This window comes from Pantoea sp. USHLN298 (assembly GCF_037149395.1).
GTDB classification, from domain to species: Bacteria; Pseudomonadota; Gammaproteobacteria; order Enterobacterales; family Enterobacteriaceae; genus Pantoea; species Pantoea astica.
This window is the reverse complement of the sequence record NZ_JBBCRO010000001.1, coordinates 764,293-778,520: the sequence shown is the minus strand read 5'-3', so window position 1 is coordinate 778,520 and position 14,228 is coordinate 764,293. Positions and strand designations below refer to the sequence as shown.

Below are 14,228 nucleotides of genomic sequence, written 5' to 3'. Positions count from 1 at the left end.
TTTGATTAAATCGTGAACGCTTGATTTATCAAGCGGTTTACCGCGATAAGTATAGACAGGTTTTCAAAAAATGTTTACTTGCTCACAGTTATTATTGCGCAGGGAGAGGCTAAAGCTTTTTTTTGCCACGCCGATAACGGAGATGAGGGCAAAAAAAAGAACAAACAAAGCACCAACCTTTTGGAGCCAGGAAGTGAAAGAAGCCGATCAGGAACAATATTTAAAACGTGGCACGCTGGCCATCCTTGGCGTGATGAAAGACCTGCTGCGTTTACAGACGCCGCTACTGGTGAGTTTTTCCCGTGGGCAGTTTATCAGCCGGATGCTGGCGGCCGATGAAAATCAGTTGCTGTTCGACCTCGGCAGCAACAATCTGGATAACGACTACGCCTTAACCTGCGATGAACTCAGCATCGCTGCAGAAACCCACGGCGCTAAAGTGGAGTTCAGCCTCGCGTCGCTGGCGCGGGTCGATTTTGAAGGCTTACCGGCGTTCAGCGCGCCGTTGCCGGAGCTGGTGTGGCAGATCCAGCGTCGTGAGTTTTTTCGCGTCAATGCGCCACTGGAACCACAGTTCTGGTGTCATACCGAGTGGCCCGACGGCAATACAGCCCGTCTGCGGTTGCAGGATCTGTCGCTGGGCGGTATCGGCGTACTGGTGGATGAGCCGCTGCCCGAAGGATTACAAAGTGGCGACAGTTTCAAAAAATTCCGCGTTGAGCTGGGCGAATATGGTCACTTTGAAGTGCCGGTGAAACTGTTGCACATTGGCGAACGCAGCGTGGTAACGCATAAAAATGAAACCCGAATTACGCCACGCCTGAGCTTTCGCTTTTCAGCACTCGATCCGGTGCAGGAGCGGCAACTGCAGCAGGTTATTTTTGCCCTTGAGCGGCTGGCACGCGATAAATCAACCCGTTTTCAATAAGTTCTTCCCGGATGCGCCGCACAGTTGCGTCGCATCCAGGCTATGCTTCTTGCTTGTTTTCTTTTAAACCGGAACCCAGCAAGGAGAATCTCCCCAATGGAAAACTGGCTTTCTTCACGTCATTTTCAATCCATTCTGTTCAATCAGAGCTTCTGGATCAACAGCGCCATCGTTATCGTCGCGACCCTCGTCATTTACTGGCTGCTGCGTACCCTGATCCGTTTTATCTCCAACCGTATTGCCCGCTATAGCGAACATCGGCATGTCCGGGCGACCGGCATTGTGGTGGAAATTCTGCGCAGTACCAGCCAGAGTCTGCTGCTGATTTTTTCACTGCTCATTGCGTTAAAATTTGTCGATTTACCCGCCTCGTGGAGCGTGGCGATCTCACACGGCTGGTTCCTGGCGTTAATCGTTCAGCTGGCGCTGTGGATCGACTGCGGTATCCGGCTCTGGCTGCACAGTCTGCTGCGCGACCCTTTGCATGTGCGGAACCCGGTCACCACGGTGATCCTCGGTATTCTGCTGCGCGTAGTGGTGTGGATCATGATGTTCCTCGCCATTCTGTCGAATATGGGCATCAATATTACCGCGCTGGTGGCCAGTCTCGGCGTCGGGGGTATTGCGATTGCGCTGGCGATTCAGACCGTGCTGAGCGACGTCTTCGCCTCGCTGGCGATCGGGTTCGATAAGCCGTTTGAGCACGGTGATTTTATCGTGTTTGGCGATATTGCCGGGTCGATTGAGCATATCGGTCTGAAAACCACCCGGCTGCGCAGCCTGAGCGGTGAACAGATTGTCTGCTCAAATACCATTCTGCTGCAGCAGACGATCCACAACTATAAGCGGATGCAGCAACGCCGCATCGTGTTTAAGTTCGGTATCAGCTACGCCACGCCGTCGGAACAGGTGCGCGAGATCAGTCCGCTGGTGAAAGAGATTATCCAGAGCGTTGACACCACCCGCTTCGACCGCGCCCACTTCCTGGCGTTTGAAGATTCGAAACTGACCTTTGAAGTGGTCTACTTTGTGCTGGACGCCGACTACAACAAGTACATGGATATTCAGCAGGAGATCAACCTGCAGCTGATGGCAGCGCTGGAACAGCGCAACATCCGCTTTGCCTTCCCGATTCGTCAGGTCGAGTTCAGCGGCGGTAATCTGCCGCCGGTGGATCTGGTGGCGGTGGACAATGAGGATGGCGAGGTACGCAGAATGGCGCGCTAAGCGCGCTCAGGATGCCAGCCTTCCCGAGGATCAGGGAAAGGCTGGCGAAGCCTGTTCACGTCAGCGTAAGTGCGGCCCGCGCGTGCCAGCATCGGCCGCGCGAGCCATGCCGACATCACTGCCATCACTGACTGCGGCTCCGCTACTGATGGCGATAACAGCTGACGCCCAGATACTGGCTGAACGCTTCCTGCAATACGTCTGCCGTGGCGGAGTGGTTCATCGCCACATGGTGTTCGAATCCGTTACGGCAGATCCACGCCAGCAAGGATTCCAGTTGCGGGACCTGAATCACCGCGCGGCAGCCCACCGTATCCAGCGGATCGTCTACCGACATCCCCTCACCGACGTAGGCCTTGATCTCTCCGCTGAAATCATCGGTTGAGAGACGAAAATAGGTCAGATCGCCGCTTTTCATCCGGCCATGCACCGCGCCACAGGTGTTCTCTTTCCCGACCGTGGTACCAATAATATCGGCCGTGCCCATCGTGGGTGACTCCAGGCTGGCGCTGGCGAAATTACCGCAGTGAAACAGCACGCATTTATCCCGATCATCGCCGAAGTTGTTGTTCCAGTCCGCCAGTGAGGCGGGATTCAGCGAGCAGCTGGCCAGGGCATACATCGACAGCGCCCCCATCACGTCCACCTCGCAGGCGCTCGGCATCAGCTGTCCTGACATCACGCTCATGATCGAGCAGACGTTAATACCGAGATTCTCCTGCAGCGAGGTCCAGCACTGAATCGCGGTAGTATCGATGTCGTTGTCGTTCACCCATTCGCTGATGACCACAAACAGTTTCGCCATGGTTTGCAGCTTTTCGCCGGGAATCCCGCGCGCATCGGCGTTGGCTTCCAGAATCTCGCGCTTCTCCGCCACGCGGATATCATCATCGCGCAGCCGGTTAGTACGGGTAAAAATTTCTGACAGATCCAGCGTTTCCACCGCAATGCCCATCTTCTCCAGCAGTTTCTCACTGTAGCGCACGGTGTTAAAACCGGCGGGCCGGGCACCGATCGCCCCGACACGCACCCGCCGCATCGCATTCACCACCCGACAGAGCTGGCTGAAACGCTGCAGATCCTGCATGAAGACCTCACCGCTCAGGGCGCAGACATGCTGGCGGGTCAGGGAAAAGGGGATGCCATATTGCCGCAGGTTATTACACAGTGAGATTTTGCCGCAGAAGCTGTCACGCCGGGTCGCCAGCCCCATTTTATCGAGGTTATCTTCTTCCGCCTGCACCAGCACCGGCACATTTAATCCGGCGAGGCGCAATGCCTCGGCGATCGCTTTCTCATCGCCAAAGTTGGGCAGCAACACCACCACGCCGTGAATCGCTTCGCGGTGCTGACGAAACAGTTCGGCGCAGATTTTCGCTTCCTGACGGGTTTCGACTCCGCCGAGATGCGTCTGACTCTCGTCCAGCATCACCGTATTGATATTCATTTTTTCAAACAGCGCGACCGCCTGCTGACGCGCTTCGCCCACCAGATAGCTGGGAAAGAAACCCCGGTTGCCAATTATCACGCCGAAGGTTAACTGCTGAGGAAGTTTTGACATGGCTCTGCTCCGAAAGGGTTAATGTGGCTGATAACGACAGCGTGCGACGGCGTCGATCCAGCCTTTATAGTTGTCCTGCATCTGTTGCGCACAGGCCTGACGCGGTTCGATCACGTTGCCACCCTGTAACGCCTGCATATCACTGCCCTGCTGCCACCAGCCCAGCACTTTTCCCGCCAGCAGCGCGGCACCCAGCGCCGAGACTTCGGCGGTCGGCACCCGCAGCAACGGACGCTGCAAAACATCTGCCTGTAACTGCATCAGCCAGCTGTTTTCGGTAGCGCTGCCATCCACGCATAGCGCAGGAAGTTGCTGCCCGCTGGCCTGCTCCATGGCAAAAAAGACGTCGGCGATCTGCCAGACGATCGACTCCAGCGCCACCCGCGCCAGCACCGCCGGTGTGGCGGCATCCGTCAGGCCACAGACCATACCGCGCGCCTGCAAGTCCCACCAGGGCGCACCCAGCCCGGAAAGCGCCGGCACAAAATAAACGCCCTGATTATCTTCGCTGCGTTGCGCCAGTACGGTGAGCTGGCGCGGGTCCTGAACCCCCAGCATGCTGCCGAGCCACGCCGCGCCCGAACCGGTGTGGGTGATATTGCCTTCGAAGGCGTAACGCAGGGTGCCGTCGTGCCAGGCCACGGTGGTGCTGAGGCCGTTCTCGGTCAGCAGCGGCGTGGCCATCGACATCATCAGCGACGAACCCGTGCCGTAAGTGGCCTTCACCACTTCCGCGGTGCCACGCCGCTGTGCCTGCAGGGCGGCGTGGGAATCGCCGATACGCGCCAGAATCGGCGTGCCCGGCGGCAGCCCGGCAATATCCGTGACGGCCACTACGCCCTGTTCGCTGGCGGAGGCCACGATGCGCGGCAGCGCGGCGCGTGGCAGCTGAAACAGCGCCAGCAGTTCGTCATCCCAGTCATTAAGATGCAGGCTGTAGAGCTGGGTGCGCGAGGCGTTGGCGTGATCGGTAATAAAAGTCTCACCCGCGCTGAGCTGCCAGCTGAGCCAGCTGTCCACGGTGCCGATACAGAGCTCGCCCGCTTCGGCACGCGCCACGCCGTCGGGAATTGCCGCCAGCATGCCGGTCAGCTTGGCAGCCGGGAACATCGGGTCCACTGCCAGCCCGGTGAGGCCGGTGATGCGCGGTGCTTTACCCGCAAGGTGTAAATCGCGACAGAACGGCTCGGAACGTCGGTCCTGCCAGCTCACCAGCGGCGTCAGGGGCTGACCGTCGCGACGTTGCCAGATCAGTACCGACTCACGCTGATTACTGATCGCCACCGCTGCCACGCTGGCCCCGCCACATGACGCCAGACACTGCGCGATCGCCTGCTTCACCGCCCGCCAGATGGCCAGCGGGTCCTGCTCCGCCAGGCCTGGCTGCGGGTGCGCCAGCGTCAAACTCTGGCTGCCGCGCGCCACCACGCTGCCGTGACGATCCACCGCAATCGCTTTGGCATTGGTGGTGCCTTCGTCAATCGCCAGAATCAGAGGTCCCACCATCGTTACGCTCCTGCGCAGATGCGCACTGCACTGTTGACCACGCTGCTGGCATCAATGCCATGGTGGGCCCGGGTTGAAGCGCGGTCACCGGCAATGGCATATTCCCCATCCGGAATACCGAGCCGCAGCAGTGGAATCGCGCAGCCGCCTTCCGCCAGCACCTCAGCCACCAGGCTGCCGACGCCGCCATTGACGTTGTGCTCTTCGACGCTGATGACCGCTGGGTAGTGATTTAACAGGTTGCGCAGCTGTTGGGTATCACAGGGTCGAATCGATGGAACCGCGATCACACCGGCTGATATGCCCTGCTCAGCCAGTTGCTCCGCGGCGTGAACCACCTCGTGAACCGTGGAGCCCATTGCCACCAGCGCGATGTCGTGGCCTTCGCGTAACAGATCAATCTGACCCGGTCTGAACTGGTAGCTCTCATCGTGCAGCTGGGGCAGATCTTTGCCATCGAGGCGGATATAGACCGGCCCGACGTGCGCCAGTGCGTAGTCGATAATCTGACGGCACTGCAGCGGGCATGACGGCGCGTAGATCTCGATGTTGCCGAAGCCGCGCATCACGGCGATATCGTCAATACTGTGATGGGTACTGGCGAGCGGGCCATAGCTGGCACCGGCATTGAGTCCGAACAGTTTGACGTTGGTGTTGTTGTAGCAGACGTCGACTTTCACCTGCTCGTTAGCACGCGAGACCAGAAACGGCGCGGCATTACAGGTGACGGCGATCTTGCCGCCCAGCGCCAGGCCTGCCGCCGTGCCGACCAGCGTCTGCTCCGCAATGCCGACGTTGATTAACCGGTCGGGAAACGCCTTGATAAAGGGCGCGATTTTGGCGGTTGAGGTGGAATCAGCGACGACCGGCACCAGATCCACGCCGCGATTCACCGCGTCGATAAAGGCCGTGACCATTACACTGGCTAAATGTTGTGCGTTACTCATCTTTTAACTCCTCCAGCGCCTGCTCAATTTCTGCCCCTTTTGGCACCCGGTGATGCCACTCGGCTTTACTCTGAATAAAGGAGACGCCAAAACCCTTCTCGGTATGCGCCACAATCACCTGCGGTTTGCCGTTCTGCGGCAGGCCTTCAATGGTTTCGACCACCGCCGCCATGTCATTGCCGTTGCACTCGGTCACCTCCAGGCCAAAGGCGCGCCATTTTTCCGGCAGCGGATCGGTGTTCATGATCTCGCGCGTCGCGCCTGCCAGTTGCAGCTTGTTCTTGTCATTGATGATGATCAGGTTGTCGAGGCCATAATGGGCCGCCACCAGCGCCGCCTCCCAGTTGCTGCCTTCCGCCAGCTCACCATCGCCGGTCACCACGAAGATGCGGCGCGCGCTGTTGTCCTTTTTCGCCGCGATCGCGATCCCGACTGCGACCGGCAGCCCGTGCCCCAGCGCCCCGGTATTCAGCTCCACGCCAGGGGTTTTTTGCCGCACCGGATGTCCCGGCAGATGAGAATCGGCGTGCTGATAGGTTGGCAGCCAGTCGGTAGGGAAATAGCCCGCTTCCGCCAGCACACAGTAGTAACCGCCTACCGCGTGACCTTTTGACTGAATGTAGATATCACGCTGGTCATCTTCGGTGCGATCCGGCGCGCAGTTGAGAATGCGGAAATAGAGCGCGGTGAGGATCTCCACCTGTGACAGATCGGCACCGGTATGACCGCCTGCCGGGCTACCGGCGTTAAGCTGAATGATACGGCGGCGGATCGCCCGCGCCCGGCGCTTGAGGTCGTCTACCGGAAGATTGAAAGGATTCATACACTACCTCTGAATTTTAAATCGATTATGAATAAATATTCAAATCAGTTAAAAAAAAGGTGAAACACGGGAGATAAAGAGCGTCACAATCGACTCGGTTTCTTTTTCTCCGTTCGCCTGTTTCGTCTCCTGCTGCGGCGTGTTACGACGCAGCAGGAGGTTAACCGGGTTAGCTTTTTATTGGCGCGCCCTCCTCTATCAGTGCTTTCTGCGCCACCACGGCCGCTTTTTGCTGCATCCGGCTCTGGGTCTGGTCGATGATCACCGCGATGATAATCACGATGCCTTTAATCACCATCTGCCAGAATTCACTGACGCCCATCATGATCAGCCCGTCCGCCAGGAAGCCGATGACGAACGCGCCAATCAGCGTGCCGACGATGGTGCCGCGTCCGCCCGCCAGCGAAGTGCCGCCCAGCACCACCGCAGCAATGGCGTTCATCTCAAACGCCGTGCCGTTGGCCGGATGGCTGGCGACCAGTTGCGATGAGACCACGATGCCGGCGATCGCCGCGCAGAATCCCGACAGGGTATAAACCAGAATCTTTACCTGCCGGGTTTTGACGCCCGACAACTCGGCGGCACGTTCGTTATCACCGATGGCGTAAACCTGACGGCCAAACGGCAGGCGGCGCGCGACGTAAGCAATCACTAACGCCAGCAGCACCATCATCCAGATGGCATAGGGCAAGCCGAGCAAATTACCGGCACCAATCCTGTCGAAACCGGTATTGCCCAGCAGCGGATTGCCCTGCAGGCCAGGAAAGGTTTCGCCGCCGGAGGTAAGCATCGCCGCACCGCGCAGGATATACATGGTGCCGAGCGTGCAGATAAAGGGCGCAACGTTGTAGCGTGTGATGATCCAGCCATTGCCCGCGCCAATCAGCGCACCCACCAGCAGAACAAACGGCACGATCACCCAGACGCTGGGAAAGATGGCGATGCCAAACATCGGCAACACAATGCCTTTGGTGATCATCCAGCCGGCGATCATGCCGCACAGCCCCAGCGTGGCGCCAATCGACAGGTCAATGCCGGCGGTGATAATGACGAAGGTGATACCCAGCGCCAGAAAGGCGTTGATGGCAATGTGCTTCACCATAATCACCAGGCTGCCCACCGCCAGAAAGTCCGGCACGGTAATCGCAAAGAAGCCAACGATCAGAATCAGCGCAATAAAGGTGCGCAGCTTCAGTAGCAGCAGCAAAAAATTCTCACGCGAGTTAAACGCCTTAGCGGGAAGTGTGGCCAGCGCCACGCTGTCATTGCTTTTCATGCTCAGAACCCCTGCGCACTTGCTTTCACCAGCGCTGCCTCTTCCGCCTGCTCTCGCGGAAGGTCAGCCGTAAGTTTGCCGCCCGACATCACCAGGATGCGATCGGCTACCGCCATGATCTCTTTCAGGTCGGAGGTGGAGAACAGCACCGCAATCCCCTGCTGCGACAGTGCCACCATCATGCGAAATACCTCCGCTTTAGCCCCGACATCAATGCCGCGACTCGGCTCATCCAGCAGCAGCAAACGCGGATTGGTCAGCAGCGCGCGGCCAATCACCACCTTTTGCTGGTTACCGCCGCTCAGCGCGCTGATCGCCACCTCCGGCGAGGAGATTTTGATCGCCAGGTTGCCTACCGTCTGTTTCACCGCCTGCTGCTCCTGCTGATGAGCAATGGCAAAACGATGCGACAGCCGCCGCCACAAACTGGCGATAGTGAGGTTACTCGCCACCGACGAGACCGGGAAAATGCCGGAGCGTTTGCGGTCTTCCGGCACCAGGCTCATGCCCATCCGGATGCGATCCGCCGTTGGCAGGCGGGTGGGCAACGGTTTGCTGTCGAGCCACAGTTTGCCCAGGTAGTTGCGCTGGCTGCCAAGCAGGCACTCAAACAGCTCGGTCCGTCCGGCGCCCATCAGGCCATAGATGCCGACGATTTCCCCGGCCCGGACCTGAAAGCTGACATCGTCCACCAGCGTATTACCGTTGGGGCTGACGCAGGTGATGTGTTGCGCTTCCAGCATCGGCGCACCAAACTGCCGCATTTCCGGCAGGAATGTGGTCACCGGTTCGCTGCCCAGCATCTCCCGCACAATCCACGGCACGTCGATGCTGCTGACCTGCGCTTCGGCCTGGAAACGGCCATCACGCAGGATGGTGATGACATCGCCAATCGCCATCAGCTCTTCCAGCCGGTGCGAAATGTAAATGATGGAAACGCCCTGCTGCGTCAGATCGCGGATCACCCGGAACAGGATCTCCACTTCAGTTTTGCTCAGCGCGGAAGTCGGTTCATCAAGGATCAGAATGTCGGCATCTTCGGCCAGCGCTTTGGCGATCTCCACCAGCTGCTGCTGACCCACTTTCAGGTTACCGACCCGCTCAGCGGGCGAAATGGGCTGGTCGAGACGCGCCATCAGCGCGGCGGTGCGACGCGCCTGCTCCGCCTCGTTAATCGGCGCTAATCCACGCTGCAGTTCACGCCCCAGGAACAGATTTTCCGCCACCGTCAGGTTCTCAAACAGATTCAGCTCCTGATGCACCATGCCGATGCCGTGTCGGGCGGCGTCGCGGGTGCTGCTGAGCGTCAGCGGCGCACCGTTGAGAAACATCGTCCCGGCGGTGGGTTGCTGTACTCCGGCCAGAATCTTCATCAGCGTCGATTTACCGGCGCCGTTTTCACCGATGATGACGTTAACTTTGCCGCGCCAGACCCGGTAATCGACATGATCCAGCGCCAGCGTGCCGGGAAACAGCATCGAAATCTGCTCGGCCCGCAGAATGATCTCCTCGTCCATCAGGGCGTTCCTCGCGTCAGTTCAACCGCCACCACATCCTCAACGCTGCCATGCCCGATGCTCACCGCCAGCAGCGCCTGTACCGGCTGGTTGACCCAGCTGGCATCCAGCGTCGGCAGCTGCTTCACCGCATGACGATTCAGCGCCCGGGTTAACTGGGCGTACTGCACCTGATTGGTGAACTCTTCGAAACGGAAACCGGCGGCATCGCGGATGGCGTTGCTGCGCAGCACCGGCCCGATGCTGACCTCAACCGGCTTACCGTTCAGCGTCAGCGTCAGGATGCGCTCGCGTGGATTGCTCTCATTCAGCGCCGTTACCGTGCCGCTGGCGCGGACAAACACGCTTTCACTGGCACCCGCTTTCACCGTCTGACTTTTCGTTTCCATGTCAGCCCAGCTCAGCGCATGGCTGCTGGCGGTGGCCATCACCCGCGGCGACCAGCTCTCCTCCGCAATTTGCTGCGGCGTCTGGGTCGCATAACCCGGTTTCGCCTGCGGATCTTTCGGCAGAATCGGCTGACCGTTTGCATCCAGATCCACTACGGTGCAGGCGCTAAGCAGCGCCATCCCGGTTAAAACCGCCAGTATCCGTTTCATGGTCATTTCGCCAGGTTGAAGTTTTTCAGTCTGGCGGCGTTGCTGTCATCAATCAGCACACAGTCCATCAGCTGTTTCTCTTCTTTCTGCGCTTTGCCATTTTTCAGGTAGTAATCGGCCTGACTGACCGCCATCTGCGCCTGATCCCAGCCCGGTTGCAGCACCGTGGCCTTGATATTGCCTTTGTTGATAATCGAGTCGCGGGTGTAGTCACTGCCGTCAAAGCCCACCACGATCACCGCGGTTTTACCCGCCGCTTTCAGTGCGGCTTCCGCGCCCAGCGCCATGGTATCGTTGCCGGAGATCACCCCCACAATATTGGGATGCTTCTGCAGAATGGTTTCCATCCGGCTGAAGGCCTCGGTCTGGCTCCAGTTGGCGCTCTGCTGAGCCACCATTTTCATCTCGCTGTAATCATCCAGTACGTCGTGGTAACCCTGGGAACGCACGCCCGCATTGGTGTCGGACTCTTTACCGAGCAGTTCGACATAGTCCCCTTTGCCGCCCAGCAATTTGGCAAACTTTTCGGCGCCCAGCTGCGCGCCCTGATAGTTGTTCGAGACGATCTGCGCCACCGCAATGCCGGTTTTGTTAATCTCCCGGTCGATCAGGAAGGTCGGAATACCGGCATCTTTCGCTTTCTGCACCGGTCCGACCGTGGCATCGGCACCGGCGTTATCCAGAATGATCGCTTTGGCTTTTCGGGCAATCGCCGTTTCAATCAGCTGGTTTTGCTTACTGACGTCATCATCATGCGATGCCACCAGCGTGGTGTAGCCCAGCTCTTTGGCTTTGGCTAACGCGCCTTCCGCCTCCGCTTTAAAGAAAGGGTTGTCGTGTGACGGTGTGATAATTGCCAGCAGGCCTTGTTCCGCCGCCAGCAACGTGGTTGAGAAAGTGATGATTGAAGCCAGCAGGGTCAGTTTGATCAGAGGACGAGTCATTATTTTTCTCCGCTTGAATATATATTCATACGCGATTTTATATGCATAATGACTATGCGCCGTCGATGAGACGCCGTCCAATGCGGGATCGTCAAAAAGCGAAAACGATCACAAATTCGCCTGCGTTGTGATTTCGACCATCCTGGTTAACAATACCGGGCAGAATCAGAGAGGGAAAAACCGATGGCAAAACAGGATGAACAGCGACTGATGGTGAAGATTGCCACCCTTTACTACGTCGAAGGGTTGAAGCAGTCAGAGATTGCCCAGTCGCTGAAGTTATCGCAGTCGTTTGTCTCACGTATTCTTAATCGCAGCGTCAAAGAGGGCGTGGTTAAGATCAGCGTGGTCCCGCCAGCCAATGTTTTTCCTGAACTGGAAAAAGCGATTGAGCAGACCTACGGCCTGCCGCAGGCGATTGTGGTGGATGTGCCGGATCAGGCCTCGACGTTACAGATTAAACAGGCGATTGGCTCCGCAGCGGCGCACTATCTGGAGACCCGTCTGCGGGATGACGAGCTGATTGGCATTTCATCGTGGAGCGGCACCATCCGGGCGATGGTTGATGCGCTGCATCCGCTGAACAGCTCCTGCAAAGGCGTGATTCAGCTGCTGGGCGGCGTGGGCGCGAACGGCAATGTGCAGGCGACTATTCTGACGCAGAACCTGGCGGCGCTGCTTAACTGCCCGGCTTGGCTGCTACCCTCGCAGTCGATTGAGCGGTCAGTCAGCGACCGCCAGCGCCTGTCGGCCAATCCCGAAGTGGCGGAGGTGTTGGGGAAATTCGATCAGGTCGACCTGGCGATTGTCGGGATCGGCGATCTTGAGCCGTCGGCGCTGCTGCGTAATTCCGGCAACTATTATGATGGCGGGATGCTTCAGACGCTGGCGGCGCGCGGTGCGGTCGGTGATATCTGTCTGCACTACTTTGACGCCAGCGGTCAGCCGGTGTTGCAGGCAGAAGAAGATCCGGTGATTGGCATGGAGCTGGCGCAGGTGAAACGCTGTCCACAGGTGGTGGCGCTGGCGGGCGGCACGGAGAAAGCCCAGGCGATCCGCGGTGCGCTGCGCGGCGGTTATGTCAAAGTGCTGATTGTTGATTATCCGACGGCGCGGCGGCTGCTGGAGCCCTGAAGCCGCCGAGGCCGTTTCGCCCGGCGAGGCTGCCGGGCGAAACGGTTAAATGGTGCGGTAAGCGGTGGTGACTTTCCACAGATAGCGCGGTGCCTGGGCCGCCGGATGTTTATTCTGCACATGCTGATAAAACTCATCCGGTGACATGGCATTGATCATCGCAATCGCCCGATCGCGGTCACGGGAGAAGGTACGCAGCAACGCCCCGGCCCCGTTGGCATAAGAGACGATAGTCGCGTAACGCAGCGTCAGCGGATCGCGGATGCCCGACAGCGCAGAATCCTGCAGAATGCGGATATAGGCGGTGCCGATATCAATATTCTTCGCCGGATCGCGCAGCTCCGCATTGGACGGTTGTCCGCGCCGTCCCAGGGTGCGATAGACTTCGCGGCCCGCGGTTGAGGCTTTAATCTGCATCAATCCCACTGCATTTGAGCGGCTGACCACGGCTGGATTCCCGCCCGACTCGACACTAATAATGGCGCTGATCAGCTTCTCATCAACACCATAATGACTGGCGGCATCTTCGGTAAACATGGCCCAGGCATCATTCACGCTGGAAGGTGGTGCCTGAGTGAGCGGCGTATTCTTCTCTTTCACCGCATGATGCGACGGCTCGCTGGCACAGCCGGTCAGGAATAACGCTGAGAGTATAAGGTGTCGGAATTTCAGCAATTTTTCATCTCGTTGCAGAAGTGGCGAATGCTATCATACCCAGGCAGACTCAGAGCAAAATTACCGTTTATCCTAAATAACGTAAATCGCAGTGCGTACCGTGACTTCAGTGGCACTTTTGGTCATCATCGGCCTGAGTCAGGTGCGCTAGCAGCAGGAAAGTATGATGATTTCACGTTCAATCCGTCTTATCTCCCCATCCGGTTACTGTCACAACCAGCCTGCGGCACAGCTCGGCATTGAACGGCTGCAGGCAGCGGGACATCAGATAGAGAATCAGCAGGTGATTGCCCGCCGGTTCCAGCGCTTTGCCGGCACAGACGCCGAGCGGCTGGCGGATATCAACCAGTTGGCTGCACTCACCACCCTGCCCGATATCGTGCTGGCGGTGCGTGGCGGATACGGCGCCAGCCGTTTGCTGGAATCGATTGACTACACGGGTCTGCAACGCCGCCTGCTGAATCAGCCGCTGGCGCTGTGCGGCCACAGCGATTTCACCGCCATCCAGCTTGCCCTGCTGGCGCAGGTGGGGTTAATCAGCTTCAGCGGCCCGATGCTCACCGGCAATTTTGGCGCCGCGACTTTATCTGAATTTACCCTGCACCACTTCTGGCAGGCCGTGACATCACCTACAGTCAATGTGAACTGGCAAAGCGCGTCACCGGACCAGGGCGAATGGCAGGGTACGCTGTGGGGCGGAAATCTGGCGATGATCTGTTCGCTGGTTGGCACCCCCTGGATGCCGCAGGTCGATAACGGCATTCTGGTGATCGAGGATGTGAATGAACATCCGTTCCGCATTGAACGCATGCTGATTCAGCTGCAGCAGAGCGGGATTCTGGCCCGCCAGCGCGCCATTGTTACCGGCAGCTTTACCAGCACTGCCCTGTCAGAATATGACAACGGTTTTGATTTCAGTACCGTCTGGCAGCGGCTGCGCGATACCTGCGGCTTGCCGGTGATCAGTGAGTTAGATTTTGGCCATGCGGCGGATACCGTTACGCTGCCGCTGGGAGCCCGAGCCAGGCTCCGGATCAGTCAGGGCCACGCCCATTTGCAAGCGACCGGGCATCCCGTCCTGCGCGGATAAA

General features: G+C 58.5%; 13 protein-coding genes. 4 read left to right on the top strand and 9 right to left on the bottom strand.

Going from position 1 to position 14,228, the window contains the following annotated elements; all coding sequences use genetic code 11:
* Positions 1–193 precede the first annotated feature (193 nt).
* Positions 194–928 (top strand): flagellar brake protein, encoded by a 735-nt coding sequence (locus tag WFK59_RS03765; RefSeq protein ID WP_233984567.1) that lies wholly within the window; start codon positions 194–196, stop codon positions 926–928.
* 96 nt (positions 929–1,024) lie between these two features.
* Positions 1,025–2,155, top strand: a complete 1,131-nt coding sequence (locus WFK59_RS03760) for a mechanosensitive ion channel family protein (protein WP_262287880.1) — start codon at positions 1,025–1,027, stop codon at positions 2,153–2,155.
* Between the two features lie 142 nt (positions 2,156–2,297).
* Here the strand turns inward: WFK59_RS03760 and WFK59_RS03755 are convergent, their stop codons facing one another.
* From WFK59_RS03755 to WFK59_RS03720, 8 genes are all read right to left on the bottom strand, one after another.
* Complete coding sequence (locus tag WFK59_RS03755; RefSeq protein ID WP_262287881.1) at positions 2,298–3,716, bottom strand: L-fucose/L-arabinose isomerase family protein; 1,419 nt, start codon at positions 3,714–3,716, stop codon at positions 2,298–2,300.
* Positions 3,717–3,734: 18 nt separating this feature from the next.
* Positions 3,735–5,222, bottom strand: coding sequence for an FGGY family carbohydrate kinase (locus WFK59_RS03750; protein WP_336755032.1), 1,488 nt, complete (start codon positions 5,220–5,222; stop codon positions 3,735–3,737).
* A 2-nt stretch (positions 5,223–5,224) separates the two neighbouring features.
* Positions 5,225–6,169: a transketolase family protein gene (locus tag WFK59_RS03745; RefSeq protein ID WP_336755031.1), complete on the bottom strand. Its 945-nt coding sequence runs from the start codon at positions 6,167–6,169 to the stop codon at positions 5,225–5,227.
* Positions 6,162–6,992, bottom strand: coding sequence for a transketolase (locus WFK59_RS03740; protein WP_233984571.1), 831 nt, complete (start codon positions 6,990–6,992; stop codon positions 6,162–6,164). Before WFK59_RS03740 ends, WFK59_RS03745 begins: the two co-directional genes overlap by 8 nt.
* 169 nt (positions 6,993–7,161) lie before the next feature.
* Positions 7,162–8,268 (bottom strand): ABC transporter permease, encoded by a 1,107-nt coding sequence (locus tag WFK59_RS03735; RefSeq protein ID WP_233984572.1) that lies wholly within the window; start codon positions 8,266–8,268, stop codon positions 7,162–7,164.
* Positions 8,269–8,270: 2 nt separating this feature from the next.
* Complete coding sequence (locus WFK59_RS03730; protein ID WP_336755030.1) at positions 8,271–9,785, bottom strand: sugar ABC transporter ATP-binding protein; 1,515 nt, start codon at positions 9,783–9,785, stop codon at positions 8,271–8,273.
* Positions 9,785–10,384 carry a DUF2291 family protein gene (locus WFK59_RS03725; RefSeq protein WP_233984574.1) on the bottom strand — a complete coding sequence of 200 codons (600 nt, stop codon included), beginning with the start codon at positions 10,382–10,384 and terminating at the stop codon, positions 9,785–9,787. Before WFK59_RS03725 ends, WFK59_RS03730 begins: the two co-directional genes overlap by 1 nt.
* Before the next feature lie 2 nt (positions 10,385–10,386).
* Complete coding sequence (locus tag WFK59_RS03720; protein WP_233984575.1) at positions 10,387–11,328, bottom strand: D-ribose ABC transporter substrate-binding protein; 942 nt, start codon at positions 11,326–11,328, stop codon at positions 10,387–10,389.
* A gap of 183 nt (positions 11,329–11,511) precedes the next feature.
* Between WFK59_RS03720 and WFK59_RS03715 the strand changes: the two genes are divergently transcribed.
* Positions 11,512–12,462 (top strand): sugar-binding transcriptional regulator, encoded by a 951-nt coding sequence (locus WFK59_RS03715; protein WP_336755028.1) that lies wholly within the window; start codon positions 11,512–11,514, stop codon positions 12,460–12,462.
* Positions 12,463–12,507: 45 nt separating this feature from the next.
* Here WFK59_RS03715 and emtA read toward each other — a convergent pair whose 3' ends face one another.
* Positions 12,508–13,137: a membrane-bound lytic murein transglycosylase EmtA gene (emtA, locus tag WFK59_RS03710; RefSeq protein WP_233984577.1), complete on the bottom strand. Its 630-nt coding sequence runs from the start codon at positions 13,135–13,137 to the stop codon at positions 12,508–12,510.
* A 166-nt stretch (positions 13,138–13,303) separates the two neighbouring features.
* On the opposite strand from emtA, the gene ldcA reads away from it, so the two are divergent.
* The gene (gene ldcA / locus WFK59_RS03705; protein ID WP_233988193.1) at positions 13,304–14,227 is read left to right on the top strand and encodes a muramoyltetrapeptide carboxypeptidase; all 924 of its coding nucleotides are present in this window, start codon (positions 13,304–13,306) and stop codon (positions 14,225–14,227) included.
* The last annotated feature ends 1 nt before the right edge of the window (position 14,228 follow it).

Excerpts from the sequence above, each read along its gene's own strand:
- WFK59_RS03715 (WP_336755028.1), top strand. The coding sequence starts at position 11,512 with ATGGCAAAACAGGATGAACAGCGACTGATGGTGAAGATTGCCACCCTT.
- WFK59_RS03760 (WP_262287880.1), top strand. The coding sequence starts at position 1,025 with ATGGAAAACTGGCTTTCTTCACGTCATTTTCAATCCATTCTGTTCAAT.
- ldcA (WP_233988193.1), top strand. The coding sequence starts at position 13,304 with ATGATTTCACGTTCAATCCGTCTTATCTCCCCATCCGGTTACTGTCAC.
- WFK59_RS03755 (WP_262287881.1), bottom strand. The coding sequence starts at position 3,716 with ATGTCAAAACTTCCTCAGCAGTTAACCTTCGGCGTGATAATTGGCAAC.
- WFK59_RS03735 (WP_233984572.1), bottom strand. The coding sequence starts at position 8,268 with ATGAAAAGCAATGACAGCGTGGCGCTGGCCACACTTCCCGCTAAGGCG.
- WFK59_RS03720 (WP_233984575.1), bottom strand. The coding sequence starts at position 11,328 with ATGACTCGTCCTCTGATCAAACTGACCCTGCTGGCTTCAATCATCACT.
- WFK59_RS03745 (WP_336755031.1), bottom strand. The coding sequence starts at position 6,169 with ATGAGTAACGCACAACATTTAGCCAGTGTAATGGTCACGGCCTTTATC.
- WFK59_RS03730 (WP_336755030.1), bottom strand. The coding sequence starts at position 9,785 with ATGGACGAGGAGATCATTCTGCGGGCCGAGCAGATTTCGATGCTGTTT.
- WFK59_RS03725 (WP_233984574.1), bottom strand. The coding sequence starts at position 10,384 with ATGAAACGGATACTGGCGGTTTTAACCGGGATGGCGCTGCTTAGCGCC.
- WFK59_RS03750 (WP_336755032.1), bottom strand. The coding sequence starts at position 5,222 with ATGGTGGGACCTCTGATTCTGGCGATTGACGAAGGCACCACCAATGCC.
- WFK59_RS03740 (WP_233984571.1), bottom strand. The coding sequence starts at position 6,992 with ATGAATCCTTTCAATCTTCCGGTAGACGACCTCAAGCGCCGGGCGCGG.